Source organism: Flavobacterium sp. KH_001 (assembly GCF_057840745.1).
Genome location: NZ_CM174520.1, coordinates 2,662,287 through 2,688,540 on the forward strand (window position 1 = coordinate 2,662,287; position 26,254 = coordinate 2,688,540).

Here is a 26,254-nt window from a genome sequence, read left to right on the forward strand (position 1 = left end):
TTGAATTCTTCTTGGTTCTTGGTAAACTGACGGCTAACGTTCTCGCGCTACAAGCAGTTTGGGGCTAAATCAGCGTTATCTTTCGGATTTGCCAAATCTTCCAAATACAAAACCAATTTTTCCATTAAGCCAATTGCCCAAATTGCTTGTAGCGTGTGTTATGGGTAGGGCTTATTCGCCTACAGTTCAATTCCACCACTGTCTTTAAACTTTTGTTTGTATTCACTTTGTTTTTCAATTAGTCCTATTTCGGCATATAGTTCGGATAGTTCCCAAAAAGTATATTCGGAAGAAGATCCAAATTCTTCACTTATTTTAAATGCTTCAATAGCTTCTTTTGTTCGTTTTTCGTCACGAAGAATATAGCCAAGGTCTTCTGAAACAACGTTTTTATTTGTCGATTTTGTAAGCCCGTCTTTCAATATGACAATGCCAATTTGAGGGTTTTCTTTTGCGTAAAACAATTCATAATTACCATAACATTCAGATGCAACTGCTGGAATTATTGTCTGTTTTTGGTCATAAATACTCTCAACTTTTGTCTGTCTAATTATATTTCTTTTTATTATTATTTCTGCAATTCTTTCAGGTGTCATTATTCCAATGAAACAGTCGGTTGTTTTATTGGTAGAAACTTGCTTTGCTTTTACGAAATAATAATTCTCTTCTTCTGGTAATAAATGAAAGTTTGTTGGCTCAATAGTCCAATTAAGTTCATTCTCATCGTTTTGGTCTGTAACAACAAAAACCTTTGTCTTAATATCAGAAAAAATGTCTTTTAGTTTCATCGTTGTCTTTTGTTAGCCTTGTTTATAATGTTTTGGTAATCAGCGTGTTTGCGGCTAAATTAATCCCATTCTTCGGATTTGCCAAATCATTCCAAATGCAAAACCAACTGTCCACTAAGCCAATTGCCGAAATCCGTTGTAGCTGTTGTGCGTTGTTTTTTTTATTTAGTTATGATTATTTTCCCTGTTAAATAAATTTTATGCCAAGTTGCGAAGGTTAGTTCCAATCTTTCCATTTCTAATTGATTTTTCTTTGAATTATATTTATTTTCTATTTCAACTTTATAAAGTTGATTTGAAGTTGCTAATTTTGATTTCCAACAGTCTATAATTTTATACGCTATATCTCTTGGTTGAATATTTTCGTCAATTAATTTGCATTTTACTAACATCATACATTCAAGATTTTCAGTCATTTCAAATTCAATATTTCCAATAAGTTCTGTTTGGTCTAAATAACCTTCAAAATCTATTTTGAAACCACATAAATCCTCTGGTTCTGAATAAGGTTTAATATTTCCATTAATTAAGTTTAGAAATGTTTTTCCATCCCAATAATTAAAATCTTCTCTTAATATTTTTGTTATTTTTCCTTTGCCAACAGTTTTATTTCCTTCTCGTATTTCAAATTCTTGATTTATTTTAAACTTTCCTATGTGAAAATCTGAACTTAAAGTTTTTAGATACACTTTTACGCTTTCGCCAAGTTCACAAATCTCTTTGTTAATGAATTCTTGTGGTGCATCCCAATCTTTTCCGTTATAATAGAATTGTCCACGATAACCACTTTTCACTGCTGTTTTTCTTCCGCCTTCATCTTCGGTTAAATAATAAATTTCTGCTTCAATTTCTGGATTTGGAAGTTTCATTTTTTGAGTTTTTCTTTCGGATTTCTGTCGCTCGAAAATAACACACAACGTTCCCGCGCTACAAGCAGTTTGGGATTAAATTAAGCCTTATCTTCGGATTTGCCTAATCTTCCAAATACAATATTATCTTTAAATTAAGCCAAATGCCCAAATTGATTGTAGCGTGTGTTATGCGATGTTTTTATTTAAGTTCTGCATTTCTAATTATATAAAAATTGAACAACCCTTTTGATAATGTTAGTTCCAACGAATTTGAAAAAGCAACTTTGTTTTTTAAATTTCTTTTAAATTCAATTCGTTTAGTGTCATTGTTTTCGGTACTAATAATTACAGCTGGAGTTTTTCTGCTGTATTTTCCGCCATTGATTTCCGTTTTCCTTACAATTTCATACGTTTTCCATTTGGTTTGTTTATTAGCAAAACTATAATTTGCTCCTAAAAATAATATGGTTAAATAACTTCCAACAACTAAAAAACTAAAGACAAAATTATTAAAATCATTCCACGGACTTATTTCTTTCAGTTTGTTCTTAAACATAACAAAAAACAAAATACCGATTGCATAGATTCCCAATATAATCTCTATTGGAATAATTGTTTTTTCATAAAGTTTCAAATTGATAAAATTCAACATGAGCGATGAAAAAAAGAGTATGTTAAAAATTATAGAGTTTAATTTCATTTTCAGCGTTTTTTTAGGCAAAATATCGCATAACGTTCCCGCGCTACAAGCAGTTTGGGACTAAATTAAGCTCATTATTCGGATTTGCCAAATATTCCAAATACAAAACTAACTTTCCATTATGTCTATTGCGCAAATCCGTTGTAGTAGCTGTTTTGCGTGTTGTTTACTTTATTTCAAATTGCTTTACCATCCAATGATTTGAATGATTGTTAACCAAGTCAGTTTTTATTGTCTCATCTTTTGAAATTAAAAAGTTATAGATTTTAAGAGGAACAGAATCTGGATAATCACTTAATCCTTTATCAATAATTTTCGCTGCTTCCTCATTTTGTCCACTTGTGTCTAAAGCCTCAAAATTATAGATGTAGATTATTGCAGGGGTTTTATTAAAAATATTTTGAAATTCGTATGCTAAGTCAGTCATTAACTCTACTTGAAATTTAGGATTTGGCCTTTTCCCAACAGCCAAAGTTTGAGTTATGTGATCCTGGTACGCGATAAACATCAACAGTAAATGTCTGTTTTTAGTGTTTTTATTTTTATATAGTTTATCAATTTTTTTTTGCGTGTTTGGATTTAATTCACCCAATTCTGATTGTAAGCCTTGGGTATAAAATTCCTCTAATAAATCAAATACTGCTTTATCTTGATTGTCTATAATTGTCTCGCTTCGTAGTCGATTAATACGAGATTCGTTAGGCTGAGAAAATACATTTAATGAGAAAAATAGAATGATTGTGGTCAGTTTCTTCATTGTTAAGAATTAGATATTTTCGAATAAATTGTACGCAACATTCTCGCGCTTTCCAGTGTTTGGAAATTATGAAAACGAGTATTTTAGTTAAACGAAAATACGAATTAAAATGGTAATTCCACTAAAACTAAAATAACGCAAAATGTGTCTTGGAGGTGATCTTTATATTTCTTTTAAGATTCTTGTATGAAGAATTATTTTCCATAAAATCACAGTAAAAATTCCATTCCCAAAAATCCATGTCATTATTCCATAAGGATCATAGAAAGGTAAAATATCTAATCGAACCAGAAGAGCAGATAAAGAAATACTTAGCGCAACTATAATTACAGCAAACACAATTTTTTTCCACCATTTACATTTTGCGTTTATGTGAGAAAATATAATATTTACTCCTAATAGCAAAAAAATTATCATAAAAAGCATAGGGTCACCATGATCTCCCTTTAATTTTTCTACAATAAAATTTACTAAAAATGGAATTGTCCAAAGTACAACAATGAAATAAATATATACTAGGATGTTTTTCCAATTCATATTTGTGATTTTAACTCGTTTTTAGGGCAGTACCTCCAATTTGTATATTGTATATAGGTATGACAAAATCATACAAGGCCACCCAATTTTGGATAGATAAGAATGACAGACTTCATACTTTAATTTAAACCAAATATATAGATAATTCTTTATAACTTATTAAACGGACTTGTGTAATAGGAATACTCAAAAAAACAATTTAATCAATACACTCCATCAACAACAAATCGCCATTGTTGTGCGTAATCGTCACAAGTCCGTCTTGCGCAACAGCATTACTGCTTCCGGTTCTATAGCCCATTGTGAGTGTATCATTTTGCAGAGGATAATCTAAATTGGTGGAATAAATTCCATTTACAACGCCAATTGGAATCAAAGAAATAGGCGTTTTTGCAGTATACCATTTCTCAAATTTATTGGGTAATAAAAATATTTTGGAGTGATCATCCAGAATTACAATTTTGAGTAAATTGCGATAACGCACAATATTGGTAAGATTAGTAATCGTATGATCGGCACGTTTTCCGGTAGCCCAAACTACATTAACGGCAGGAATTTTTCTGTCAATTAAATAATCGAAAGCTTTTTCTAAATCCGTTTTGTCCTGATCTGGGGCATGTATAATTTCGATAGGGTATTGCGACGTTTTATAGATTTCAGGATCGAAACCACGATCAAAATCTCCCAGTAGTACATCGACTTTTATGTCTAATTCAATAACGCGTTCGATAGCCGAATCTAAAACAACAACAAGCGGTGACCATTCTAACAGTTGTCCCAATAATTCAGGATTGCAGGCGGCTCCATTGGCAATGATTAAAGCAGGTTCCTGATCGTCGCGAACTATATGGTGTGATGACATGCTGAATTGTTTTTTTATTGTGGTGCAAAGGTACGGGTACTATTTTAGATTTCGGATTTTTTTTGGAATCTAAAATCTAAAATTAAATAAGACGACGGTGATAATTGATTTGACCTAGATGATAAGCTAAATGTGTAGAAAGATGTACCAAAAAGAATTCGGTTGTCATTTCTTTTTCGAAAACGATTTGAGGATAAATAGCTTTTAAATCAGCTTCAGTCAAAGAATCAAGCGTATTGTTTACTACTAAAATGGTATCGTCAATATTACTGATTAATTCTGATTTTGGAATATCTTTTAAAGAAAATTCTAAAGGACGATTTCGAACATAACCGGTTTTTCCCAATTCGCTTCCAATATAAGTATTAATATTTCCGATAAGATGTAAACAAAGATTTCCAGCCGAATTTGAAATGTTTTTGTTAATTGCCCAAATTTGACTTTCGCTCTCATAGGATTCTATTTCGACTTTTAGTTTATTGAGATCTCTGTTAAAAAGTGATTTTAGAGTTTCGGTTAGCATGGTGTTTTTGTTTTAAGGTCTGTTTTTTATAGGAATCCAGATTTCTTCTTCAGAATCAGGATCGTCTTTTTTATATCTTTCATCCATTACAGCAAAATGTGGTCTGTCGTCTACTGTATATTCAGAATTAGGAAGCCATTCTGCAAAAATAGAATGATAAGTTTGATGCGCTTCAGCGGCCGGACCTTTATGTAAAAAAACAGCGTATATTCCGGTTGGAATAATTAAGGACTCCATTTCAGCTGGTAGTGTATCAAAATCTTTTACTTCAGTAGCAGCCCATTTTTGGAATGTTCTGTTAGCATCAAAATTATCAAAATAATCCTGTGGAAAAATTTCAAGCGAATATAAATTAGAATCGACTGTATTTTTTATTTCTTTTCGTCTTGGCATAAAACCGCTCCATAATTGAAAGGTTTTATTTTCCATAAAAGACATGATTATATATTTACCTATTAATTTTTTCTCGGTTAAAATTTTAATGTGGGCCTCCATTTGTTGGTTTATTTGATGGTGTATTTTTTTAAATCGGTTTCGCAAAGCGAAAAATAACCTAACGGATAATTATTCTTATCAGTTGTATTGATAATATTTCCTTTTACAGTTGCCGGAGGAGATTGAAACGGACCGCCAACATTACTACCGGCAATACTTACCAAAATATTCATGTAATTATAATATTGTTTCGAAATTCCGTAATGTGTTATTTCGATTTCATTTCCAATTTCTAATTCGTCATCATCTGAAATACTGAAAAATTCATTGCCGTTGAAAAATTTATCCTCATCTGCATAATAGCTTGATTTAATTTTATTTGAGTATACATATTTGTACAAATAAAAATTATCTGCATCTCCCGGATCATTATAAAAAGCTTTTATTTCAATGTCTTTTCCAGTAAAACCGCCTTCATTGTTTTGTTCAATTCGGCTAATTGGAGCAACAGATTTTAGAGTCTCATTTGCCGTGTAGGTATTTCCACCACTAATGACGGTTAGCGTATATTCTTCATTGATCACAGGTTTAAAATTAGTACAAACATATCGACCCGTTTTTGGAACTTCTATAAAATTAAATCGCTCATTACTACTGTTATTTACATAAACAGTCGCGCCTGAAACGGTTGGAATTACGTTTTCAAAATAACCGGTCGTTGTTGTCAATTTTATGGTTTGTTGTCTGCCATTGGTGCCTTTTTGCCAGTTTATGGCGGCTTCAATTATTAGTTTTGGTGGTGCAGTTTCGAGATCTACATCAACAACTTCTTCACAACTTGTGAAGAAAATCGATATGAAAAACACGATTAGTAAAGTTACTTTTTTCATGGTATATATTTTTAACTTCTTAGGAGGAAAGTGATTTTTAAAATTTAAAATTATAACTCACCGCAGGAACAATTCCGAAAATTGATGTTTTTACGGCTTCGTTTGCACCTGTATCTAAATTTTGTCGGAAATTAATTGATGCTGCATTTTGGCGATTGTATAAATTATAAATACTAAAAACCCATTCACCTTTCCAGTTTCGGTCTTTGTTTTTTCTTGGTGTTAGCGTTGCCGAAACATCTAAATGATGATAAGCAGGTAAACGATTCTCATTTCTTAAACCGTAACTCGGGACAGTTATTCCTAAATATTCGTATTGTCCATTCGGATAAGTAACAGGTTGTCCGGACTGTAATGCAAAGTTAGCACCAAATGACCATTTTTCGTTTAGGTTATAAGCGGAAGTAATGGCTAAATTGTGTGTTTTATCATATGCAGAACTATACCATTGCCCGTTATTGATTCCAGGTTCCTCAGGAGTTCTTCCAGGAGTTTGTTGTTCTGATTTGGATAAAGTGTAGGAAACCCAACCATTGAAACGACCTTCATTTTTTTTGAACATTAATTCCAAGCCATAAGCCCGCATTTGCCCATTTAGAATGACTTGTTCGATGGCGTTGTTTGCAATCAAATCGGCGCCATCAATGTAATCCAGTCGATTTTGAATTTCTTTATAATAGGTTTCAACTTCTAAAGAGTAAGCACCATTTTTAATATTTCTGAAATACCCCAGCGCCACCTGATCTGCAATTTGTGGTTTAATATAAGTATCACTCGGCATCCAGACATCAAGTGGAGTAGGAGATGAGGTATTCGAAATCAATTGAAGGTATTGTGCCATTCGGTTGTAACTCGCCTTAATAGCCTGATCATCGTTTAGTTGATAGGAAGCTGAAAAGCGTGGCTCCAAATTATTATAGCTTTTGATAACTTTGTTTTTGCTATAATATTTTGTGTCAATAGGAGTTCCTTTTTCGTAAATCTGTAAATCAGAATTGAAGACAACTGCATTATTGTTTTCGTATAAATTAACTGTTGATTCTCCTAAACGATAAAATAAACTGTATCGCAATCCATATGAAATGGTGAATTTTTTTGAAATTTGACTTTCGGCATCAATATAAACGGAAGGTTCGAAAGCGTATTTTTTGTCTAATTGATCCGGATTAATTCCGGATTCCGGATCACTAGGTTTAATGGTTCCGGGATTAAATTCATAATAGATTCCGTTTAAACCATAGTTGAGTTTGAATTTGTCAGAAATATAATGTTTGAAATCGTACTTGATATTGTAATTTCTGATGCCCGAATCCCATTTGAAACCAACAAAGTCTAAATCAAGTCCGTAATAATAATCGCTGTAAATCAAGGAAAGATTTGAAAATAATTTTTCAGAGAATAAATGGTTCCAACGAAGATTTAGGGTTGAGTTTCCATAGATATTAGTAAAGCTTTTATTTAAACTAAAAACATCACGCCCAAAATATCCTGATAAATACAAATTATTGTTGTCATTTAGTTTGTAGCTTAATTTGGTATTTAAATCATAAAAGTAAGCGGAGTTGTCTTTCTGGTCTTCTGATAGTTTAAGGAATAAATGAGCATAGGAAGCTCTTCCTCCAATCAAAAAGGAACCTCTATCTTTTACTATAGGACCTTCAGCAAGAATGCGGCTTGAGATTAAGCCAATTCCTCCATTTACATGGAAATCTTTACTGCTGCCATCTTTTTGATAAATATCTAAAACGGAAGAAGCTCTTCCACCATAGCGTGCCGGAATTCCGCCTTTATATAATTTTAAATCTTTAATGGCATCCGGATTAAAAACGGAGAAGAAACCAAAAACGTGAGAAGAATTAAATATCGTTGCTTCGTCTAATAAAATTAAATTCTGATCAGCACCGCCACCCCGAACGTTGAATCCGGAAGCGCCTTCGCCTGCATTAGTAACACCCGGAAGTAATAATATTGATTTTAAAACATCGACTTCTCCCAAAACAACCGGCATTTTTTTGATAGTCGCGATCGAGAGTTTATTGGCACTCATTTCCGGAGACTTAATATTAATTTTGCCCTTATTGTCTTTAATTATAACTTCCTGAAGTTCTTCGCCTCCTTCATTCAGTCCGAAATTCATTTTGGTATTCTGATTTAAGTTAACAGTCTTCTCAACCGTTTGGAATCCAATATAGGTAATCTCTATTTGATGTTCACCAGCGGGAGCGGTAAGCGAATAAAAGCCGTATTCGTTCGTTGTAGTTCCTATCTTTAATGAAGGAATATAAATATTGACACCAATTAAGGTTTCGTTATTTTTAAAGTCAGTAATAGTTCCACTTAAAGTGAATTTTTCCTGCGAAAATGAAGTAAAAGTCGTAAAAATTATAATAATTAAAATACTGATTTTCTTTGTAATCATCTTCGTTATTTTGATTTACATAGTTAAGAATTCTTACTAAATATTAGTATGTAACGATTGTTAAACATTAGTTAAGATAAAAAAAAAGACAACCATATAAGGTTGTCTTTTAAATATAATTATAACAATATGATACTTATTTTATTTTAGCAATAATTGCATTGAATGTTTCGCTAGGACGCATTGCTTTGCTAACTAATGCAGGAGTTGGCTGGTAATAACCACCAAGTGTTTGAGGTTTTCCTTGTGCACCAATTAATTCTGCATCAATTTTAGCTTCGTTAGCTTCAAATTCAGCAGCGATTGGAGTGAAGATAGCTTTCAATTCTGCATCTTTATTTTGAGCAGCTAAAGCCTGAGCCCAATAAAATGCAAGATAGAAATGAGACCCACGGTTGTCAATCTGGCCTATTTTACGAGCTGGAGATTTATCATTAGCTAAGAATTTGTCGTTAGCCTGATCTAAAGTCTCAGATAAAACAATTGCTTTAGAATTGTCTAGAGTTTGTCCTAAATGCTCTAATGAAGCACCAAGTGCTAAAAATTCTCCTAATGAATCCCAACGTAAATATCCTTCTTCTGTAAATTGCTCAACGTGTTTAGGAGCAGAGCCTCCAGCACCAGTTTCGAACAATCCACCACCATTCATTAATGGAACAATAGATAACATTTTAGCTGAAGTTCCTAATTCTAAAATTGGGAATAAGTCAGTTAAATAATCACGTAAAACGTTTCCTGTTACTGAGATAGTGTCTAAACCTTTGATGATTCTGTCTAAAGTAAATTCAGTTGCAGCAATCGGATTTAAGATGCGGATATCTAAGTTTACAGTATTGTAATCTTTTAAATATTTTTGAACTTTTGTAATCAATTCTCTGTCGTGCGCTCTGTTTTCGTCTAACCAGAAAACAGCAGGCGTATCAGATAAACGAGCTCTGTTTACAGCCAATTTAACCCAGTCCTGAATAGGAGCATCTTTCGCCTGACACATTCTGAAAATATCATTTGTCTCAACGTTTTGTTCCATTAAAACATTTCCGTTGGTGTCAACAACACGAACAACTCCATCTCCTTTAATTTGGAAAGTTTTGTCATGAGATCCATATTCTTCCGCTTTTTGAGCCATTAAACCAACGTTAGGAACACTTCCCATTGTTTTAGGGTCAAAAGCACCGTGTTTTTTACAGAAATCAATTGTAGCAGTATAAAGTCCAGCGTAAGAACGGTCTGGAATGATAGCGATAGTATCTTGTTGTTTTCCTTCTTTATTGTACATCTGTCCAGAAGTACGGATCATCGCTGGCATAGAAGCATCAACAATTACATCAGAAGGAACGTGTAAGTTTGTAATTCCTTTATCAGAATTAACCATTGCCAAAGCTGGCCCGTTTTCGATAGCTTTCGTAATGTCAGCTTCAACTTCAGCTTGCTCAGGTCTTCCTGCAATTTTTGCATAGATATCACCTAAACCATTTCTGGTGTCAATGTTTAATTCATTGAATAAAACTTCGTATTTTTTGAAAAGATCAGCAAAATAAACTTCAACGATAGCGCCAAAGATAATTGGATCTGAAACTTTCATCATTGTTGCTTTTAAGTGAACAGAAAGTAATAAACCTTCTTTTTTAGCATCAGCAATCGCTTCAGTAGCAAAAGATTTTAATTTGTTCACACTTAAAACAGAACTGTCGATTATTTCTCCTGCTTTAAGAGGAGTACTTGCTTTAAGAACAGTAGTTGTACCGTCTTTAGCAACGAATTCAATTTTTACATCATTAGCTTCAGCAACAGTAAGTGATTTTTCACTTCCGTAGAAATCACCATTTGGCATTGAAGCTACCTTAGTTTTTGAGTCAGCAGACCAGGCACCCATAGAGTGTGGATTTGCTTTTGCAAAGTTTTTAACCGCTCTTGGCGCTCTACGGTCAGAGTTTCCCTCACGTAAAACAGGGTTTACAGCAGAACCTAAAACTTTAGAATATTTTGCTTTAATTTCCTTTTCAGCATCATTTTGAGGCTCTTCAGGGAAATCAGGGATTTTGTAACCATGAGACTGTAATTCTGTAATAGCCGCTTTTAATTGCGGTACTGATGCAGATACGTTTGGCAATTTAATAATGTTAGCTTCAGGTTGTGTTGCTAATTGACCAAGTTCAGCTAATGCATCTCCTGTTTTTTGAGCATCTGTTAAAACCTCAGGAAAATTAGATAAAATTCTACCTGCTAACGAAATGTCTCTGGTTTCAATAGCAATCCCAGCCGTAGCAGTAAATGCCTGAACAATTGGTAACAAAGAATAAGTCGCTAATAGAGGCGCCTCATCAGTTAAGGTGTAAAAAATTTTTGAATTCTGTGTCATTTTTTTTTTATAATCGTATCGTCAAAGGATGACAATGGAAAAGGTATAGTCGGCTCAAAATGAGCGGAGCAAATATAATAAAATCAGTCCGAAAACGGTGTAGTTTTAGAGAGAAATACAGGATTTATCAGATTGTTATTTCGAAGTCTTTAAATTGTCAAATCGATGATTTTGATATTAAAATTTTGCGGTTTTGTTATTTTGAAAATTAAGGACAAAAAAAAACTCGTTTCAAATGATATGAAACGAGTTTTTTATAACAAAGAGATAAATGATTATCTTCTTTTATCTTTAATCTTAGCTTTTTTACCAGTAAGTTCTCTGAAGTAGAAAATTCTAGCTCTACGTACAGCACCTTTCTTGTTGATTTCAATTTTTTGTAATGCTGGCAAGTTTACTGGGAAGATACGCTCAACTCCAACTGCTCCTGACATTTTACGAATAGTAAAAGTTTCTGTGTTACCAGAACCTCTTCTTTGAATAACAACTCCTTTAAAAAACTGAGTTCTTGTTTTTTCACCCTCTTTAATTTCGTAGAAAACTGTGATAGTATCTCCAGCTCCGAAAACAGGGAAATCTTTTTTAGCAACTAATTCGGTTTGAACGAATTTCATTAAATCTGCCATGATATCTTATAATTATGGTTTTATAATAGAGCAACATTCACGGATCTCGCCAGAGGTTAGTCTAATTCGGGTGCAAATGTAGAAAATAATTATGAATTATAAATTGTAAATTGTAAATTATTTTAAGTGTCTGATAAGTTGAACTTTAGAGTTCTTTTTGTTTCAGGTTTCAAGTTTCAGGTTGAATTGCGCAAAATTGGAACTTGAAACAAAAAAAACTTGAAACCTGAAACAAATTCTAGTGTCCTTCTAACAAATCCGGACGTCTGTTTTTTGTATGCTCATAAGCCATATCCTCGCGCCATTTATCGATTTTGGCAAAGTGACCACTAGTTAAAACCTCTGGAACTTTCCATCCTTTGTAATCAGCAGGCCTTGTATATATAGGTCCTGAAAGCAAATTATCCTGAAAACTATCTGTCAAAGCGGAAGTTTCATCACTTAAAACGCCAGGAATTAATCGGATCAAAGCATCTGATAAAACCAAAGCTCCTAATTCTCCTCCAGATAAAACATAATCTCCAATAGAAATTTCTTTGGTAATAAAATGATCGCGAACACGCTGGTCTACACCTTTATAATGTCCGCATAAAATGATAATATTTTCATACATCGACATGGTGTTGGCCATCTTTTGGTTCAACGTTTCTCCATCTGGTGACATATAGATAATTTCATCATATTCACGTTGACTTTTCAAATGTGTAATACAGTCGTCAATGGGTTGTACGGTCATTACCATTCCGGCACCACCTCCAAACGGATAATCATCGACACTTTTTTGTTTGTTGGTGGTATAATCACGTAAATTATGAAAATGTACTTCGACTAAACCTTTATCTATGGCACGTTTCATAATCGAAGCCTCAAAAGGACTTCTTAATAATTCTGGTAAAATCGTTATAATGTCAATTCGCATTGTTTTTCTTCAAAAGTTTGAGGTTGCAAAGATACAAAGTAAATAATTGAGAATTCTAAAAAAACAAATGTCAAATGTTTATCATAATTATTTGCATAAATGCATATTGCGTATTTTTTTGCTGTCATTGGCATTATTTATATTTTAATTTTTCATGGAAATTTCTTTCAATTTTTATTACATTTAAACTCTTTAATTGTTGACTTGTAGTAATTTAAAAGTAAAAACTAATGAAAAAAGTAAGTGTACTAATAGTTATGGCTTTCATAATTATTTCCTGTAACAATCAAAATGAAACAAAAAGTATTGATACTTCAAAAAACAAAAAAATAGTAAACCAGTATTTTGAGTATTTTAATAGTCATAATTGGAAAAAGATGGCTGAAATGTATAGCGAAACGGCTGATTTTAAAGATCCTTCTTTAGGAAAAGGAATAGTAAAACAAACCCGCAAACAAACGGAAGATAAATATGCCGAGTTAAATGAAATTTTTCCGGATTTGCATGATAAGGTTATTCAAATTTATCCATCCGGAGAAAATCATATAGTTGTAGAATTTATTTCAACAGGAACTGCACCCGATAATTCAAAATTAGAATTGCCTATTTGTACTGTTTTCACGATTGAGAACGGATTAATTACCAAAGATTTTACTTATTTTGATAACTTTCAGGCTGATACAACGAAGAAATAAAGGATAGATAATGCCAAAGCCAATAAAAATCTTCGCCATAACAGGCAGTACAAGAAAGAATTCAAGCAATTACAAAATCTTAAAATACATTTCGGAAAATATAAAACCAGAATTTGAAGTTGAAATATTTGAAAATTTAGATGAGTTGCCACATTTTAACCCCGATTTAGATACAGAAAATGCACCGGAAAAAATTATTTCCTTCAGAAATAAAATTGCTCAGGCCGACGGAATCATAATCTGTACTCCTGAATATGTTTTTAGTTTACCAGGAAGTTTGAAAAATGCACTGGAGTGGTGTGTTTCTACCATAATTTTATCTAAAAAGAAAGTCGGATTGATTACCGCTTCTGCTTCCGGAGAAATGGCACATGACCAATTAATTTTGATAATAAGAACTTTAGAAGCGCAATTTGAAGATGAAAATTTGCTTCTAATACAAGGTGTTCGCGGGAAAATTGATGAAGAAGGGAAAATTATAAATGATGAAACACTTGCTGCTCTTAATAAATTCATTACGAATTTTGAAAATCAATTTTTAACTGAAATGTAATAGCATTTCAATAAAAAGACTAGTTTTACTTTTGGATTTTTTAATTTAAAAAATGATTACAAGAAGAAACTTCATTATAAATACAAGCTTGGCTGCAACGGCAGTTTTAGCTTCGCCATCATTTGCCTTTACCATGAATAAAAAAGAAATAGGTTTGCAGTTATACACCTTGCGTGATGAACTTCCAAAAAATGTAAAATCAACTTTAGAGAAAGTTGCAAAAGCTGGATATACAACTGTCGAAACTTACGGTTTTTCTATAAAAGATCAATTTTGGGGACTTACTCCAATTGAACTTAAAAAAATCTTAGATACAAATAACTTAAAAGCCGTTAGTGGACATTATAATCTGGGAAGCTTTTTATATAATGGGAATTTAGAAGAAGTTAAAGCTGCAATCGAAGCGGCTAAAATTTTAAAAAATGAATATTTAACCGTTCCCTGGGTTGATGAACCTTTTAGAAATGATTTTCATACGATTGCCGCTCGTTTAAATGAAGCAGGCAAAATGTGTGCAGATGCGGGTTTAAAACTAGCGTATCATAATCATGATTTCGAATTTAAAACCCACGATGGTGTTACAGGTTATGAGATTCTATTGAAGGAAACGGATAAAAATTTAGTTTCTTTTGAATTGGATTTATATTGGGTAGTACGTTCAGGAAATGATCCGCTTAAATTATTTAAGGAAAATCCGGGACGCTTTACATTGTGGCATGTCAAAGATATGGACAAAGTAAATCCTGCTCTGAATACTGAGATTGGTTCTGGTTCTATTGATTTTAAACCCTTTTTTGCAGCGGCAAAACAATCCGGAATGATTCATTTTTTTGTTGAACAGGAGAATAACTATGTTCCAAATTCTTTTGAATCTATTAAAACAAGCTGTGAATTTATTTCAAAAAAAATAATCTAATACGAATTTATGAAGAAACTGCTTTTGCTGTTTTTGGTAGTTCTTTGTTCATGTCAATCAGATAAAAAGGAAAATCCAAGTCCAAAGCCACAACCAAATCCAGAAGAAAATTTACCGCTGCAGCCTTATTTTGCAGCCATTCAAATTAATGATATTAAGCTTGAGGAACCTGCTTTTGGTGAGTGGCTTTATTCTCATAAAGAAAAAGGACAAAGTTTCAAGCAATTCATAAAAACACCTCATGTTGTTCCATCCAAAGAAGAGGATATCATCTATTTAAAACCTATCGGAAAATTTAATTCGGTACAATTAAGACAAATTGAATTAGTCCGTCAGTATTTGCAGATTTTCTTTCAATTAGAAACAAAGGTTTTAGAAAATGTTTCAGACGATATTATTCCTAACAATGCCAGACGAATAGGCGATGTAGGACAAGAACAATTTTTGGCAGGTTATATTTTAAACGATGTTCTGAAAGAAGAAAAAACGCATAAAGGAATTGCTTTAATGGCAATAACAGAAAAAGATCTATATCCCAAACCAGAATGGAATTATGTTTTTGGACTGGCATCTTACAGAGATAAAATTGCAGTAAGTTCTATTTACAGAATGCAACAAGAAGCTGATTTTAATTTATGTTTAGATCGATTGTTGAAAATATGTTCTCATGAAATCGGACATATGTTTGGTCTGCATCATTGTATTAATGCTAATTGCGTGATGAATGGCACCAATAGCATGCCGGAAACAGACAGACATTTTATAAGATTGTGTTCGCTCTGTCAAAGAAAGTTAAATTCAGGATTTAAATACGATAATAAAAAACGATTAGTAGAATTAGAAAAGTATTTTCAGGAAAACAATTTAACTGAAGGAATAGAGTTAATGAAGAAAGACCTAAAAAGTATTCAATAAATAAAAAAGTAAATTAAATAGAGTTAGTATGCAAAGTTTCGGAACAAGCAAAGAATTTATAAAAGGGGATGATATAGAGTGGGAAGTTGTTGGTGAAGGAATCAAACGTAAAATTCTGGCCTACGATGATCGTGTTATGTTAGTCAATGTTCATTTTGAAAAAGGTGGAATTGGTACTTTGCACGAACATTATCATACTCAGGTAACTTATGTTTCAAGTGGTAAATTTGATGTTACAATTTCCGGCGTTACCCAAACATTAAAAGAAGGCGATAGCTTTTATATTCCGCCTCACGCAATTCATGGTGTTGTTTGTTTGGAAGAAGGAATGTTAACGGATGTATTTAGTCCGATTCGTGAAGATTTTATGAAAAAATAAAAGGGCGGAACTCAATATAATTTCTAAAATACCAACCTGATTTGATCTTAACATTGAAAAATTTATACTTTTTTTAAAGTTTTGGTTAAAATTAGATTGGTATTTTTGCAAAATGAATTTATCCAAAACGAATGTCTTATTTATGGCAGCTTGCACTGGACTTATAGTTGCAAATCTGTATTACTGCCAACCTTTGATTGTTTTAATTGCCAACGAATTTAAAATTCCTGAAGCCAGCGCAGGAACAATAACATATCTGACTCAGGCTGGATATGCGATTGGTTTGTTCTTTATGGTTCCGCTTGGTGATAAGTTGGAGCGTAAAAAGCAAATTTTAATAACCACTTTTGCTTCTGTAATTGCTTTAATCTTAGCAGCTACAGCGAAAAGTTTCTTTCTTTTGCAAGTTGCTTCTTTATTAATCGGAATTACTTCAATTGTCCCACAACTTATTTTGCCTTTGGCTGCTTCGTTAAGTTCTGTAGAACAACGCGGAAAAGTTATCGGAACCATTATGAGCGGTTTATTGGTTGGGATTTTACTTTCCCGAACTTTAAGCGGTTTTATTGGTCAAATTTTGGGTTGGAGATCGATGTTTTATATCGCTGCCGGAATTTGTCTTTTAATCTTTTTTGTGATTCAGAATAAATTCCCCGTTAATAAACCTCAGTTTCAGGGAACTTATGGACAATTAATTCAGTCGCTTTTTACCTTAATAAAAACACAACCCATTTTACGTGAAGCAACGATAATCAATGTATTTAGTTTTGCACAATTCGGAGCTTTCTGGACCACAATGGTTTTATTGCTTTCAGGAGAACCTTTTAATTTTAATAGTGCAACAATTGGTTTGTTCGGAATTGTTGGTGCTTCGGGAGCTTTAGCAGCGCCTTTGGTTGGAAAGTTAGGGGACAAGGGAGGTTCAAGAGTTGCTGTAGGATATGGCTGTTTGTTGATATTATTAAGTTTTATAATTTTTTACTTTTCTGTAGAAAGCGTCATCGGAATTGCGATTGGAATTGTTTTTATTGACATCGGAATTCAGGGTGTTCATATTTCAAATCAAACCAGAGTGTATTCATTACTTCCGGAAGCCCGAAACAGATTAAATACGGTATTTATGTCGTTTAGCTTTTTAGGAACTGCTGCAGGATCTGCTTACGGATTATTTTTGTGGAAATTGGGTGGATGGCATGCTGTAGCTATTGGCTGTATGGTTTTATCCTTATTATCATTAACTGTTTATGGTCTCACATATAAATCAAAATCTAAAAAAGAGATAAAAAATTAATTCGTAAATTTGCAATCAAAATTAAAAATAACAACATGGAAAACGGAATATACGCTAAATTCAATACTAGCAAAGGTTCGATTTTAGTAAAATTGACACACGACTTAACACCAGGAACCGTAGGGAATTTTGTAGCTCTTGCAGAAGGAAATATGGAAAATAAAGTAAAACCTCAAGGACAGAAATTTTATGACGGATTAACTTTTCACAGAGTTATTCCTGATTTTATGATTCAGGGTGGATGTCCTAAAGGAACAGGAACTGGAGATCCAGGTTATAAATTTGATGATGAATTTCACCCAAGTTTAAAACACGATCGTCCGGGAGTTTTAGCAATGGCAAATTCAGGACCAGCAAGTAACGGTTCTCAATTTTACATTACGCACGTTCCAACTTCTTGGTTAGACGGAAAACATACTGTTTTTGGTCATGTAATTGAAGGTCAGGATGTAGTTGATGCTGTTGCTCAGGGAGATAATCTTAATGCAGTAGAGATCATTAGAGTAGGTGAAGAAGCTGAAAAATTTAATGCTATAGAAGCTTTTGTTGGTTTAAAAGGTGCTCGTCTTAAAAGAGATGCAGCTTTAAAAGCAGAATCTGAAGCGAAAATGGAACAATTAGCTGCTGGTTTTGATAAAACAGAAAGCGGTTTACGTTACAAAATGATCCAAAAAGGAGACGGTAAAAAAGCAGAGGCTGGAAAAACGGTTGCTGTTCATTATGAAGGTTCATTAGAAAACGGAAAAGTTTTTGATTCCTCTTACCCAAGAAAAAAACCAATCGAGTTTAGATTAGGTCAGGGTCAGGTTATCGAAGGATGGGATGAAGGTATCGCTTTATTACAAGTTGGAGACAAAGCTCGTTTTGTAATTCCTTCTGATTTAGCATACGGAGCTTCAGGTGCTGGAGGAGTTATTCCACCAAACGCAACCTTAATTTTCGACGTTGAATTAATGGAGGTGAAATAAGAATTTCGAAACAATTTAGTTTTGTTTTAAATAGTAATCCCATATGTTTTGGCATATGGGATTTTTTTATATTTACTTAAAAATAAACCAAAATAATGAAAGCAAAGATCTTAACACTAGCTGCTATAACGTTACTTGTTGTTTCGTGTGGTACAAAAAAAACTGCTTCAACTCCAGCTGTAACTGAGACTGCAAAAACTGTAGAATTAACTCCTGAATTAGCAGCAGGTAAAAGTATGTATGAAAACAACTGTGCAAAATGTCACAAATTATATGAGCCAAAGAAATTTACTCAGGAAGAATGGGCGCCAATTTTAGTTAGAATGCAGAAAAAAGCACATTTAGACGATACTCAAATGGCTTCAATTACAAGTTATATTCATTCTCAATTATAAGAGAAACAGCATAAAGAAATTATAATTAAACTATTCAGTAAGTCTTTATTGAATAGTTTTTTATTTATATGGAATAAAAAAACACCTTCATGATGAGGTGTTTCAAAAAATTATGAATTGTCTGAAGGCGTGTTTTCAACAGCAATTATTTTTAAAGTTTTTATTCCGGCAGGTAATTCCCAATCAACCTGATCGTTTTCTTTAAATCCAATTATTGCCACGCTTAAGGGGGCTAAAATGGATATTTTTCTTTCTGTTACATTCGCTAACGATGGTAGAACAATCTGAATTTTCATTTGCTTGTTTGCCTTTACATCTTCAATGGTAACCTGGGAACCGATTCGGATAACTGAACGGTCTAAAGTATTTTCTTTACTGATAATGGCGCGATCCAATTCTTGCGAAAGCTGACCGACTTCTTTAGCATTTGTTTCGTTCTTACTTTTTAAAATTAGCTCTCTTAAAAGCTGATAATCTGTTTTACAGAAAATAGGCGTTGGTTTCATATTCTAAATATTAATTTATTAAACGTTGATTATAAGTGTGTGTATTGGTATTATCAATTTGTGCCGGTGTACAAATTGAAATTTTAAAATGGTTTGTTTTTGGAAAAATGGGATATATACAAGTAATTATTTATTTGAAGAAAATGAATCTTTCAAATAGAATAAATAGTAAAATTTGGTAAAAAAATCCTCCGCCTTAAAGAAGAAATGAAATAGACGGAGGCCTAATTAATAAAGGCCTTGTTGTGTGAAATAATTATAACAGCAATTGGTTCTCTTTTTAAAGAAAACAACAACAACGGAGCTGTAAATAATATAATAGTCACTACCATGAAAATGTAATAGAATTGTAAAGATAAAGGAAACTAGATTGAAATGCTAGTTTATTTCCATTTGATACTGCATCCAACACTTGGTTTTTGCTGTTCATTCAAACTTCTGTTGTAAATCAAAGCATCAATGGCACTTCGCAGATCGCTTCCGCTTAACGGAATTCCATTACTCGGTCTGGAATCATCTAATTGGCCGTGATAAAATAAACGATCCTGATTGTCATAGAGAAAAAAATCAGGTGTACAGGCTGCCTCATAAGCTTTAGCAACTTCTTGTGTTTTATCAAACAAATAAGGAAAATCTATCTTGTTTTCAAAAGCAAACTCAGTCATCAATTCTGGAGAATCTTCAGGATATTTGTCAATGTCGTTACTCGAAATAGCAACTACCCCCAATCCCTGAACACGGTAATCATTGGCGATCATTATTATTTCTGGTAATACATGAAGTACAAAGGGACAATGGTTGCATATAAAAATGACAAGTGTTCCTTTTGGTCCTTTTACATCTTCAAACGAGTATTCATTATTAGAATTGGTGTCTTTTAGATGAAAGTTCGGAGCAATTGTTCCAAGCGGAATAATATTTGAGGGAGTTCGTGCCATTTTTCTTAAAGAATTAGTTATTCAAAAATAACTTTTAATTCTGTAAAAGAAAGACCACAAGGGGAAAAATATATCCAAAGAAGTTTTTTTTGGAAAGTAAACCTCTTTGGATATAAATTAAGTTTTTTATGAGTTTAGAAAATTTAATAAATCTTCATTTAAACGATCTTTTGCTGTGTAGAACAAACCGTGTGGAGCACCTTCATACACAATAAAAGTGTTGTTTGGTATAGCTTCTGCAGTCTTTTTCGAACTTATTTCAATAGGAACATTTTTGTCTTCATCTCCATGAATAATCAGGGTAGGAACCTTTATAGTATGAAGCTCATCTCTAAAATCTGTACTGTTTAAAGATTCAGCACATTTTAGCGTTGCTCTTGGCGAAGCAGCCGAGCACAGCTTCGTAAAATATTCAAGTAATGGTGTACTCAAAGGTTTGTTGATTATAGTAACGCCAAAAAATATTTTACCAAAATTTTCAAGAAAGCCTATTCTGTCCTCTCTAATAGATGCTGCCGTAGCTTCTCCCTTTTCTTTTGGACGACCTTCCGGATTATCATCCGTTTTTGCTAAAAATGGAATTATGGATGAAATTAAAGCGGCTTTTGCGATGCCTTTTCCACCATGACGGCTGAAATAACGAACTACCTCTCCACCTCCCATAGAAAATCCTACAAGTGTTGCATTTTCTAATTGGAGTTGCTCAATAATTTCACTCAAATCATCAGCTAAGGTGTCGTAGTCATAACCATCCCAAGGTTGTGATGACTTACCGAAACCACGGCGGTCGTATGCAATAACTCTGTAATTATTTTGAACCAGGAACTCAATTTGATATTCCCACATTTCATTAGAGAGTGGCCAGCCGTGAATTAAAATTACAGGTTTTCCTTTTCCGTAATCTTTCACATAAAGCTGTACATTTTTGGCCGTTCTTATGTATTTATCAGTATTTTGTTCGTGAATATCAAAATCAAAATCTTTTAAAGAGTGGTCGCTGTTGAGGATCGTATTTTCCATTTCTATATTTCTTTGTTTGTTAGCGTAAACTGTTGTGTTGTAAATTTAGAAATGGAGCTAAAAAAAAGGGTTACAGAATTAGGGATAATAATTACAAAATTAATAGGTTTGTAAATCAACTATCTAAAAAGTAAAAATGGATTTAACCTGGAGTGAATTTGAAAGAACTGAAATGCGAGTAGGAACCATAATTGATGTAAATGATTTTCCAGAAGCAAGAAAACCGGCTTATCAGCTAACAATTGATTTTGGTAATGAGATTGGTATCCGAAAATCATCGGCACAAATCACAGTGCACTATAAGAAAGAAGATTTAGTAAACCGACAAATTATAGCAGTAGTTAATTTTCCTAAGAAACAAATAGGAAAATTTATGAGCGAATGCCTGGTTTTGGGTGCAATAGGCAAGGAGGGAGACGTAATTTTATTGGCTCCGGATTTTAAGATTGAAAATGGACTTAGAATAGGTTAAGCTTTAAATAGTAGATCGAAAACAATAAAGATAATTAATGCAGTAAATACTAGTAAGAAAGCAGGAAGTATTAAGTTTAAAATTGCTTTAACTGTTGATATTTTTTGCACAACGGAAGTCCCAATAACAAGAAGTGCAACTGTCCAAAGGATTAAAATTAAGTCAATAAAGTAAAAAGTCCAATAAATAAAGGTATCAAATAATCCATTATAGAGATCAGAAAAGTTTGATTGAAAAATTGCATTTCCGTAAATCAAAATTCGAAGACAAAGAAAAAATAACGAAACAATTATAGGTAAACTTGAATAAGCAATCATTCTCAAGATAGATTGAGTGTCACCGGCTCCATTAAACCATCGTCCTGTCCAGCTAATTGAAAAAGCGTATACGTAATTAATTATCCAGCCAAAGAATATACCACTTATTATGGCAAAAAAAACGATTGTCCAAATCGATAAATTATCACCAACGTTTTTGGATATAGCTTTATCAAATGATTTGACTATTCCCGAAAGAGTTAGAAATAAAATTACATTTTTGTTGTATTTATAGCTATTTATAAATGTAAGTGTTTCTTTAGGGGAAACCCATATTTTTGTTAAAATGTTTTTTGGTGTAACTATAGTTTCTTGTTGATAATTAGTGTTCTCAATCATTTTTATCTGCTATAATATTTTTAATTAACTTTTGTAATATCAATTGTCCTTCTTCCCAATATTTTAAATCAGAATCAGAGTTAATATGCCCTTTTTGACCAACGTTTACAAAATCACTTCCCCATTTTTCAGCCAAAAATTGTTTTCTTTCAAAAGAAGCGTAAGGATCATTTTCGCTTGCAACAACAATGGAAGGAAAAGGTAATTTTGAAGTTGGAATTGGAGAAAAATTACGCGTACATTCAGGTGTATGTTGAGGTGAATCAACGTCAGCAGGTGCTACTAGCAAAGCACCTACAATATTTTTATTATTGTTGGCTTCTGCCCAATGTAAAACCAATGAAACAGCCAAACTATGTGCTACAAGGATAGTGGGTTGATTGAGTTTAGCGATTTCCTCATTTAATCTTGCCAGCCATTCTTCGCGAATAGGTTCATCCCAATTGTCCTGAACTAAGCGAATTGAGTTTTCGAATTTTTTATGCCAAAAGGTCTGCCAGTGTTTGTCACCGGAATTTCCCAGTCCGGGAAGTATTAATAAGTTTGTTTCCATTGCCGTGGATTTAATTAATTATTTTTTGGTTTGTTTCTCTTTAACAATGCGGTTTACTTCGTTTACAAGCAACGGAAAACCAGGTTCTGTCATTCCGTGACCATAACCGTCTAATTCATAAAGTTTGGTTTCCTTATGGCCAACAAGTTTCATCATGCGTTCCATATAGGCGTTTTCTTCATAACGACCTAACATCTCTAGTTCACGATCTCCTGTTATTAGTAAAATCGGAGGAGCATCGGAACGAACATGAAATAAAGGTGCAAAAGCATCAATAGTAGGTTGTTTTTCCGGAATGCCATTTTCTCTTCTAATTTCGAAATGCGTAATACATTGCGAACTAAGCGGAATTAATCCTGCAATTTTATTGGCATCAATTCCTTCTTTTTGAAGCCATTTCTTATCTAAGCCATTCATCAAAGCCAAATAGGCACCTGCAGAATGTCCGGAAACAAAAATTTGAGAAGTGTCACCACCATAACCTGCAATATTATTAAAAGCCCAGGCTATTGCTGCGGCCGCATCTTCAATACATTTTACAGCTTTAACTTTTGGGGATAATCTATAGTTTACTCCAATAATGGCAAAACCTTTATTTTTTAAAGCTTCCGGAATTTCTTTGCTTCCACCTGTCAATCCACCGCCATGAAACCAAACTATTGTTGCGAAATTTTTAGTGTTTTGTGGATAGTAAATATCTAAAACACATCTTTCGTTTATGTAAGAGTCAGATTTATTGGTTGCTGCGTTGTAATATTGAATGTTGGTTTTAGTTTCATATTCTGCTTTTTGGGCAAAAGACGAAATTCCAATAAAAAGAATACTAAGTAAAAGGAATATCTTTTTCATTTTTCGTGGAAGTTATGGGTTTATAGTTTAGGAGTTAGAAGTTAATAGTTTTGAGTGAAAAATCTAAAATCTAAAATCTAAAATAAAAAAAAAGTCCAAAATGCAGGACAAATTGGACTCGTACTTTTTAAAAAGTTTATTGGGGACTAAATATCATCAAAATCAATATCAGTAAAGCTAGATCTTTGTCCTTCAGGTTTATCAGAACCGTATTCTTTTTTAAAATCTTTTTGGTGTCTTTCAGAGATTACTTCCTCGCCTTTGTGGTTCAAGACGTATGAAGTCATTTCTTCTAGTATTTCGGCAAAAGCTCCAAAATCTTCTTTGTACAAGTAAATTTTGTGTTTTTTAAAATGAAAAGAACCATCTTCTTCAGTAAATTTTTTACTTTCAGTAATTGTGATATAATAATCGTCAGCTTTAGTAGCTCTTACATCAAAGAAATAAGTTCTTCTCCCTGCTCGTAATACTTTAGAAAAGATCTCTTCTTTTTCTAACATGTCATTTTCTCTCATAATACGTTCTATCATTTTTGGAATTAATAGTACTCAAAAATCATAAAAAATTATCTATTACACAACAATTAAAGTAATTCTTTTTCCGAAAGTTGTTTTAAATATAAAGATGCGTAATAACCTTCCTGATTTATTAATTGATTATGAGAACCTTGTTGAATAATTTTACCATCTTCTAAAATGATAATTTTGTCCGCATTTTTAGCTGAAGAAACTCTGTGGCTGACAATAATTGTGGTTTTATCTTTGCAAATTTCGAATAGATTATTCAAAATTGTTTCTTCGGTTTCAGTATCGACTGCGGACAGACAATCGTCAAAAAGTAAAATAGCCGGATTCTTAATAATCGCTCTCGCAATAGATACACGCTGCTTTTGCCCGCCCGAAAGTGTGATTCCTCTTTCTCCTAAAACAGTGTCATATTGTTTATTAAACGCAATAATATTATCGTGAACCACAGCACTTTTTGCGGCATCCATCACTTCTTCATCGGTAGCATTCTGATTGCCAAATTTGATATTATTTTTAATGGTATCTGAAAATAAAAAAGCATCCTGAGGTACAATTCCGATGTTGTTTCGAAGATCATTTAAGTTCAAAGTACTGATTTCATTTTGATCAATTGTGATTCTTCCTTCGGTAACATCATACAAACGAGAGATCAAAGATAAAATCGTTGATTTTCCAGAACCGGTTTTCCCTAAAATGGCTAATGTTTCTCCTTTTTTTACTGTAAAAGTTACATTTTTCAAAGCCTCAATATTGGTGTCGTCATAAGTATAACTTACATTCTCAAAAGCAATTGAACCTTGAATATCGGATGAATTTTCGTTATTGTTTTTAATTTCTGGTTCAATTTTCAAAAATTCGTTCAAACGTTTCTGAGAAGCTTCTGCCTCCTGCACCATTGACGAAACCCATCCAAGAGAAGCTACAGGCCAGGTAAGCATATTTACATATAAAATGAATTCAGCAATCGTACCAATATTTGGGATTGTTCCGTTAATGTACATCACACCTCCAAAATAAATTACAACCAAATTACTGATTCCAATCAGGGCAATCATCAAAGGACCAAATAGTGATTGTACTTTGGCTAAATCCAAACTTTTCTTTTTGCTTTCATCGGCAAGGGCCACCATATTATTTTGGTGTTGATTTTCTAATGAATAAGCTTTTATAACTCGAATTCCGGAGAAGATCTCCTGAGAAAAACTAGAAACTTTAGATAGATACTGTTGGAAAGTCGTGCTTCGTTTATTGATTTCTGAACTCAGTTTAAAAATACAATACGAAAGGATCGGTAAAGGCAAAATAGTATAAAGTGTCAATAATGGCGAAACATTATACATATATATAATAACGATGGCAAAACGAATAAAGGTGTTGATGGTGTACATTACAGCCGGACCAACATACATGCGAACCTTTGAAACATCTTCGCTGATTCGGTTCATTAAATCTCCGGTGCGGTTTTGTTTGTAGAAATTCTGAGAAAGATTTTCATATTGCCTGAAAACTTCATTTTTCAAATCAAATTCAATATGACGCGACATTACGATTAAAGTCTGGCGCATTAAGAAGGTTAGAAAACCTGCCACAATCGTAGTGGCTATGATTAGCAATACGTTATGAATTAAATCCTGACGATAAGAATCGATTATTACCTGAGATGCTTGTTGGGTTTCAGGCAATTTATCAAATTTTTCAATAGCGTTTAAAGACTTGCTAATAAGCTTTGGAGTAAACAGGGAAAAAATTTGTGCGATTATTGTGATTAAAATTCCTAGCGAAAAACTGTATTTATATTTGATGAAATATTTGTTTAAATAGCTTAATTCTTTCATTTTTTTAAGAGATTCAATGTTGAAATGTTTTGGAATTGTAAATTATATTCAATAAAAAGTAATTAAAGATATCATTTATTCAAAGCAAATCTATTGTAAAATTGTTATTTTAAAGATAAA

At 32.9% G+C, this 26,254-nt stretch carries 30 protein-coding genes; 9 read left to right on the plus strand and 21 right to left on the minus strand.

The window, feature by feature from the left end; genetic code table 11:
* Positions 1-179: 179 nt before the first annotated feature.
* From AC3ITQ_RS11470 to trmD, 13 genes are all read right to left on the minus strand, one after another.
* Entirely contained in the window at positions 180-788 is a 609-nt protein-coding gene (locus tag AC3ITQ_RS11470) for a hypothetical protein (protein ID WP_489234393.1), read from the minus strand.
* A 161-nt stretch (positions 789-949) separates the two neighbouring features.
* On the minus strand, positions 950-1,657 hold the full coding sequence (locus AC3ITQ_RS11475) for an EF-Tu C-terminal domain-related protein (RefSeq protein WP_489234394.1): 708 nt from the start codon (positions 1,655-1,657) through the stop codon (positions 950-952).
* 181 nt (positions 1,658-1,838) lie between these two features.
* Positions 1,839-2,273, minus strand: a complete 435-nt coding sequence (locus AC3ITQ_RS11480) for a hypothetical protein (protein ID WP_489234395.1) — start codon at positions 2,271-2,273, stop codon at positions 1,839-1,841.
* 232 nt (positions 2,274-2,505) lie between these two features.
* Positions 2,506-3,096 carry a hypothetical protein gene (locus tag AC3ITQ_RS11485; RefSeq protein ID WP_489234396.1) on the minus strand — a complete coding sequence of 197 codons (591 nt, stop codon included), beginning with the start codon at positions 3,094-3,096 and terminating at the stop codon, positions 2,506-2,508.
* A 162-nt stretch (positions 3,097-3,258) separates the two neighbouring features.
* Positions 3,259-3,633 (minus strand): hypothetical protein, encoded by a 375-nt coding sequence (locus tag AC3ITQ_RS11490; protein ID WP_489234397.1) that lies wholly within the window; start codon positions 3,631-3,633, stop codon positions 3,259-3,261.
* A 199-nt stretch (positions 3,634-3,832) separates the two neighbouring features.
* Positions 3,833-4,495 (minus strand): thiamine diphosphokinase, encoded by a 663-nt coding sequence (locus tag AC3ITQ_RS11495; RefSeq protein WP_489234398.1) that lies wholly within the window; start codon positions 4,493-4,495, stop codon positions 3,833-3,835.
* Between the two features lie 82 nt (positions 4,496-4,577).
* Positions 4,578-5,018: a DinB family protein gene (locus AC3ITQ_RS11500; protein ID WP_489234399.1), complete on the minus strand. Its 441-nt coding sequence runs from the start codon at positions 5,016-5,018 to the stop codon at positions 4,578-4,580.
* Between the two features lie 12 nt (positions 5,019-5,030).
* A complete protein-coding gene (locus AC3ITQ_RS11505; RefSeq protein WP_489234400.1) occupies positions 5,031-5,513 on the minus strand; it encodes a GyrI-like domain-containing protein in 483 nt (160 codons plus the stop codon).
* Positions 5,514-5,521: 8 nt separating this feature from the next.
* Entirely contained in the window at positions 5,522-6,343 is an 822-nt protein-coding gene (locus AC3ITQ_RS11510) for a DUF4249 domain-containing protein (RefSeq protein ID WP_489234401.1), read from the minus strand.
* Positions 6,344-6,380: 37 nt separating this feature from the next.
* Positions 6,381-8,762: a TonB-dependent receptor gene (locus AC3ITQ_RS11515; protein WP_489234402.1), complete on the minus strand. Its 2,382-nt coding sequence runs from the start codon at positions 8,760-8,762 to the stop codon at positions 6,381-6,383.
* Between the two features lie 136 nt (positions 8,763-8,898).
* Positions 8,899-11,121, minus strand: coding sequence for an NADP-dependent isocitrate dehydrogenase (locus AC3ITQ_RS11520; protein ID WP_489234403.1), 2,223 nt, complete (start codon positions 11,119-11,121; stop codon positions 8,899-8,901).
* Positions 11,122-11,396: 275 nt separating this feature from the next.
* On the minus strand, positions 11,397-11,747 hold the full coding sequence (gene rplS, locus AC3ITQ_RS11525) for a 50S ribosomal protein L19 (RefSeq protein WP_072975836.1): 351 nt from the start codon (positions 11,745-11,747) through the stop codon (positions 11,397-11,399).
* A gap of 238 nt (positions 11,748-11,985) precedes the next feature.
* On the minus strand, positions 11,986-12,666 hold the full coding sequence (gene trmD / locus AC3ITQ_RS11530; protein WP_194657657.1) for a tRNA (guanosine(37)-N1)-methyltransferase TrmD: 681 nt from the start codon (positions 12,664-12,666) through the stop codon (positions 11,986-11,988).
* 230 nt (positions 12,667-12,896) lie between these two features.
* Between trmD and AC3ITQ_RS11535 the strand changes: the two genes are divergently transcribed.
* The 8 genes from AC3ITQ_RS11535 (at position 12,897) to AC3ITQ_RS11570 (ending at position 18,778) form a co-directional block, all read left to right on the plus strand.
* Positions 12,897-13,361, plus strand: a complete 465-nt coding sequence (locus tag AC3ITQ_RS11535; RefSeq protein WP_489234404.1) for a nuclear transport factor 2 family protein — start codon at positions 12,897-12,899, stop codon at positions 13,359-13,361.
* A gap of 10 nt (positions 13,362-13,371) precedes the next feature.
* A complete protein-coding gene (locus AC3ITQ_RS11540) occupies positions 13,372-13,914 on the plus strand; it encodes an NADPH-dependent FMN reductase (RefSeq protein WP_489234405.1) in 543 nt (180 codons plus the stop codon).
* A gap of 52 nt (positions 13,915-13,966) precedes the next feature.
* Positions 13,967-14,830: a sugar phosphate isomerase/epimerase family protein gene (locus tag AC3ITQ_RS11545; RefSeq protein ID WP_489234406.1), complete on the plus strand. Its 864-nt coding sequence runs from the start codon at positions 13,967-13,969 to the stop codon at positions 14,828-14,830.
* A 9-nt stretch (positions 14,831-14,839) separates the two neighbouring features.
* On the plus strand, positions 14,840-15,745 hold the full coding sequence (locus AC3ITQ_RS11550; protein ID WP_489234407.1) for a Zn-dependent protease: 906 nt from the start codon (positions 14,840-14,842) through the stop codon (positions 15,743-15,745).
* Between the two features lie 28 nt (positions 15,746-15,773).
* Entirely contained in the window at positions 15,774-16,124 is a 351-nt protein-coding gene (locus AC3ITQ_RS11555) for a cupin domain-containing protein (protein WP_194657653.1), read from the plus strand.
* Between the two features lie 142 nt (positions 16,125-16,266).
* The gene (locus tag AC3ITQ_RS11560; RefSeq protein WP_489234408.1) at positions 16,267-17,415 is read left to right on the plus strand and encodes an MFS transporter; all 1,149 of its coding nucleotides are present in this window, start codon (positions 16,267-16,269) and stop codon (positions 17,413-17,415) included.
* Positions 17,416-17,450: 35 nt separating this feature from the next.
* Positions 17,451-18,383 (plus strand): peptidylprolyl isomerase, encoded by a 933-nt coding sequence (locus AC3ITQ_RS11565; protein ID WP_489234409.1) that lies wholly within the window; start codon positions 17,451-17,453, stop codon positions 18,381-18,383.
* Positions 18,384-18,478: 95 nt separating this feature from the next.
* Positions 18,479-18,778 (plus strand): cytochrome c, encoded by a 300-nt coding sequence (locus tag AC3ITQ_RS11570; protein WP_489234410.1) that lies wholly within the window; start codon positions 18,479-18,481, stop codon positions 18,776-18,778.
* A gap of 110 nt (positions 18,779-18,888) precedes the next feature.
* Here the strand turns inward: AC3ITQ_RS11570 and AC3ITQ_RS11575 are convergent, their stop codons facing one another.
* The 3 genes from AC3ITQ_RS11575 to AC3ITQ_RS11585 form a co-directional block, all read right to left on the minus strand.
* On the minus strand, positions 18,889-19,284 hold the full coding sequence (locus AC3ITQ_RS11575; RefSeq protein WP_489234411.1) for a GreA/GreB family elongation factor: 396 nt from the start codon (positions 19,282-19,284) through the stop codon (positions 18,889-18,891).
* A gap of 383 nt (positions 19,285-19,667) precedes the next feature.
* The gene (locus AC3ITQ_RS11580; protein WP_489234412.1) at positions 19,668-20,222 is read right to left on the minus strand and encodes a thioredoxin family protein; all 555 of its coding nucleotides are present in this window, start codon (positions 20,220-20,222) and stop codon (positions 19,668-19,670) included.
* Between the two features lie 126 nt (positions 20,223-20,348).
* On the minus strand, positions 20,349-21,242 hold the full coding sequence (locus tag AC3ITQ_RS11585; RefSeq protein WP_489234413.1) for an alpha/beta fold hydrolase: 894 nt from the start codon (positions 21,240-21,242) through the stop codon (positions 20,349-20,351).
* A 136-nt stretch (positions 21,243-21,378) separates the two neighbouring features.
* Between AC3ITQ_RS11585 and AC3ITQ_RS11590 the strand changes: the two genes are divergently transcribed.
* Positions 21,379-21,714: a tRNA-binding protein gene (locus AC3ITQ_RS11590; protein ID WP_489234414.1), complete on the plus strand. Its 336-nt coding sequence runs from the start codon at positions 21,379-21,381 to the stop codon at positions 21,712-21,714.
* Here AC3ITQ_RS11590 and AC3ITQ_RS11595 read toward each other — a convergent pair.
* The 5 genes from AC3ITQ_RS11595 to AC3ITQ_RS11615 all read right to left on the minus strand — a co-directional run bounded on the left by AC3ITQ_RS11595 (position 21,711) and on the right by AC3ITQ_RS11615 (position 26,134).
* Positions 21,711-22,370, minus strand: coding sequence for a YIP1 family protein (locus tag AC3ITQ_RS11595; RefSeq protein ID WP_489234415.1), 660 nt, complete (start codon positions 22,368-22,370; stop codon positions 21,711-21,713). The two genes, AC3ITQ_RS11590 and AC3ITQ_RS11595, sit on opposite strands and share 4 nt — an antisense overlap.
* The gene (locus tag AC3ITQ_RS11600) at positions 22,363-22,923 is read right to left on the minus strand and encodes an RBBP9/YdeN family alpha/beta hydrolase (RefSeq protein WP_489234416.1); all 561 of its coding nucleotides are present in this window, start codon (positions 22,921-22,923) and stop codon (positions 22,363-22,365) included. Before AC3ITQ_RS11600 ends, AC3ITQ_RS11595 begins: the two co-directional genes overlap by 8 nt.
* Positions 22,924-22,941: 18 nt before the next feature.
* The gene (locus tag AC3ITQ_RS11605) at positions 22,942-23,772 is read right to left on the minus strand and encodes an alpha/beta hydrolase (protein ID WP_489234417.1); all 831 of its coding nucleotides are present in this window, start codon (positions 23,770-23,772) and stop codon (positions 22,942-22,944) included.
* A 146-nt stretch (positions 23,773-23,918) separates the two neighbouring features.
* Complete coding sequence (locus tag AC3ITQ_RS11610; RefSeq protein WP_026981839.1) at positions 23,919-24,287, minus strand: PUR family DNA/RNA-binding protein; 369 nt, start codon at positions 24,285-24,287, stop codon at positions 23,919-23,921.
* Positions 24,288-24,355: 68 nt separating this feature from the next.
* Positions 24,356-26,134, minus strand: coding sequence for an ABC transporter ATP-binding protein (locus AC3ITQ_RS11615; RefSeq protein WP_489234418.1), 1,779 nt, complete (start codon positions 26,132-26,134; stop codon positions 24,356-24,358).
* Positions 26,135-26,254: the final 120 nt, after the last annotated feature.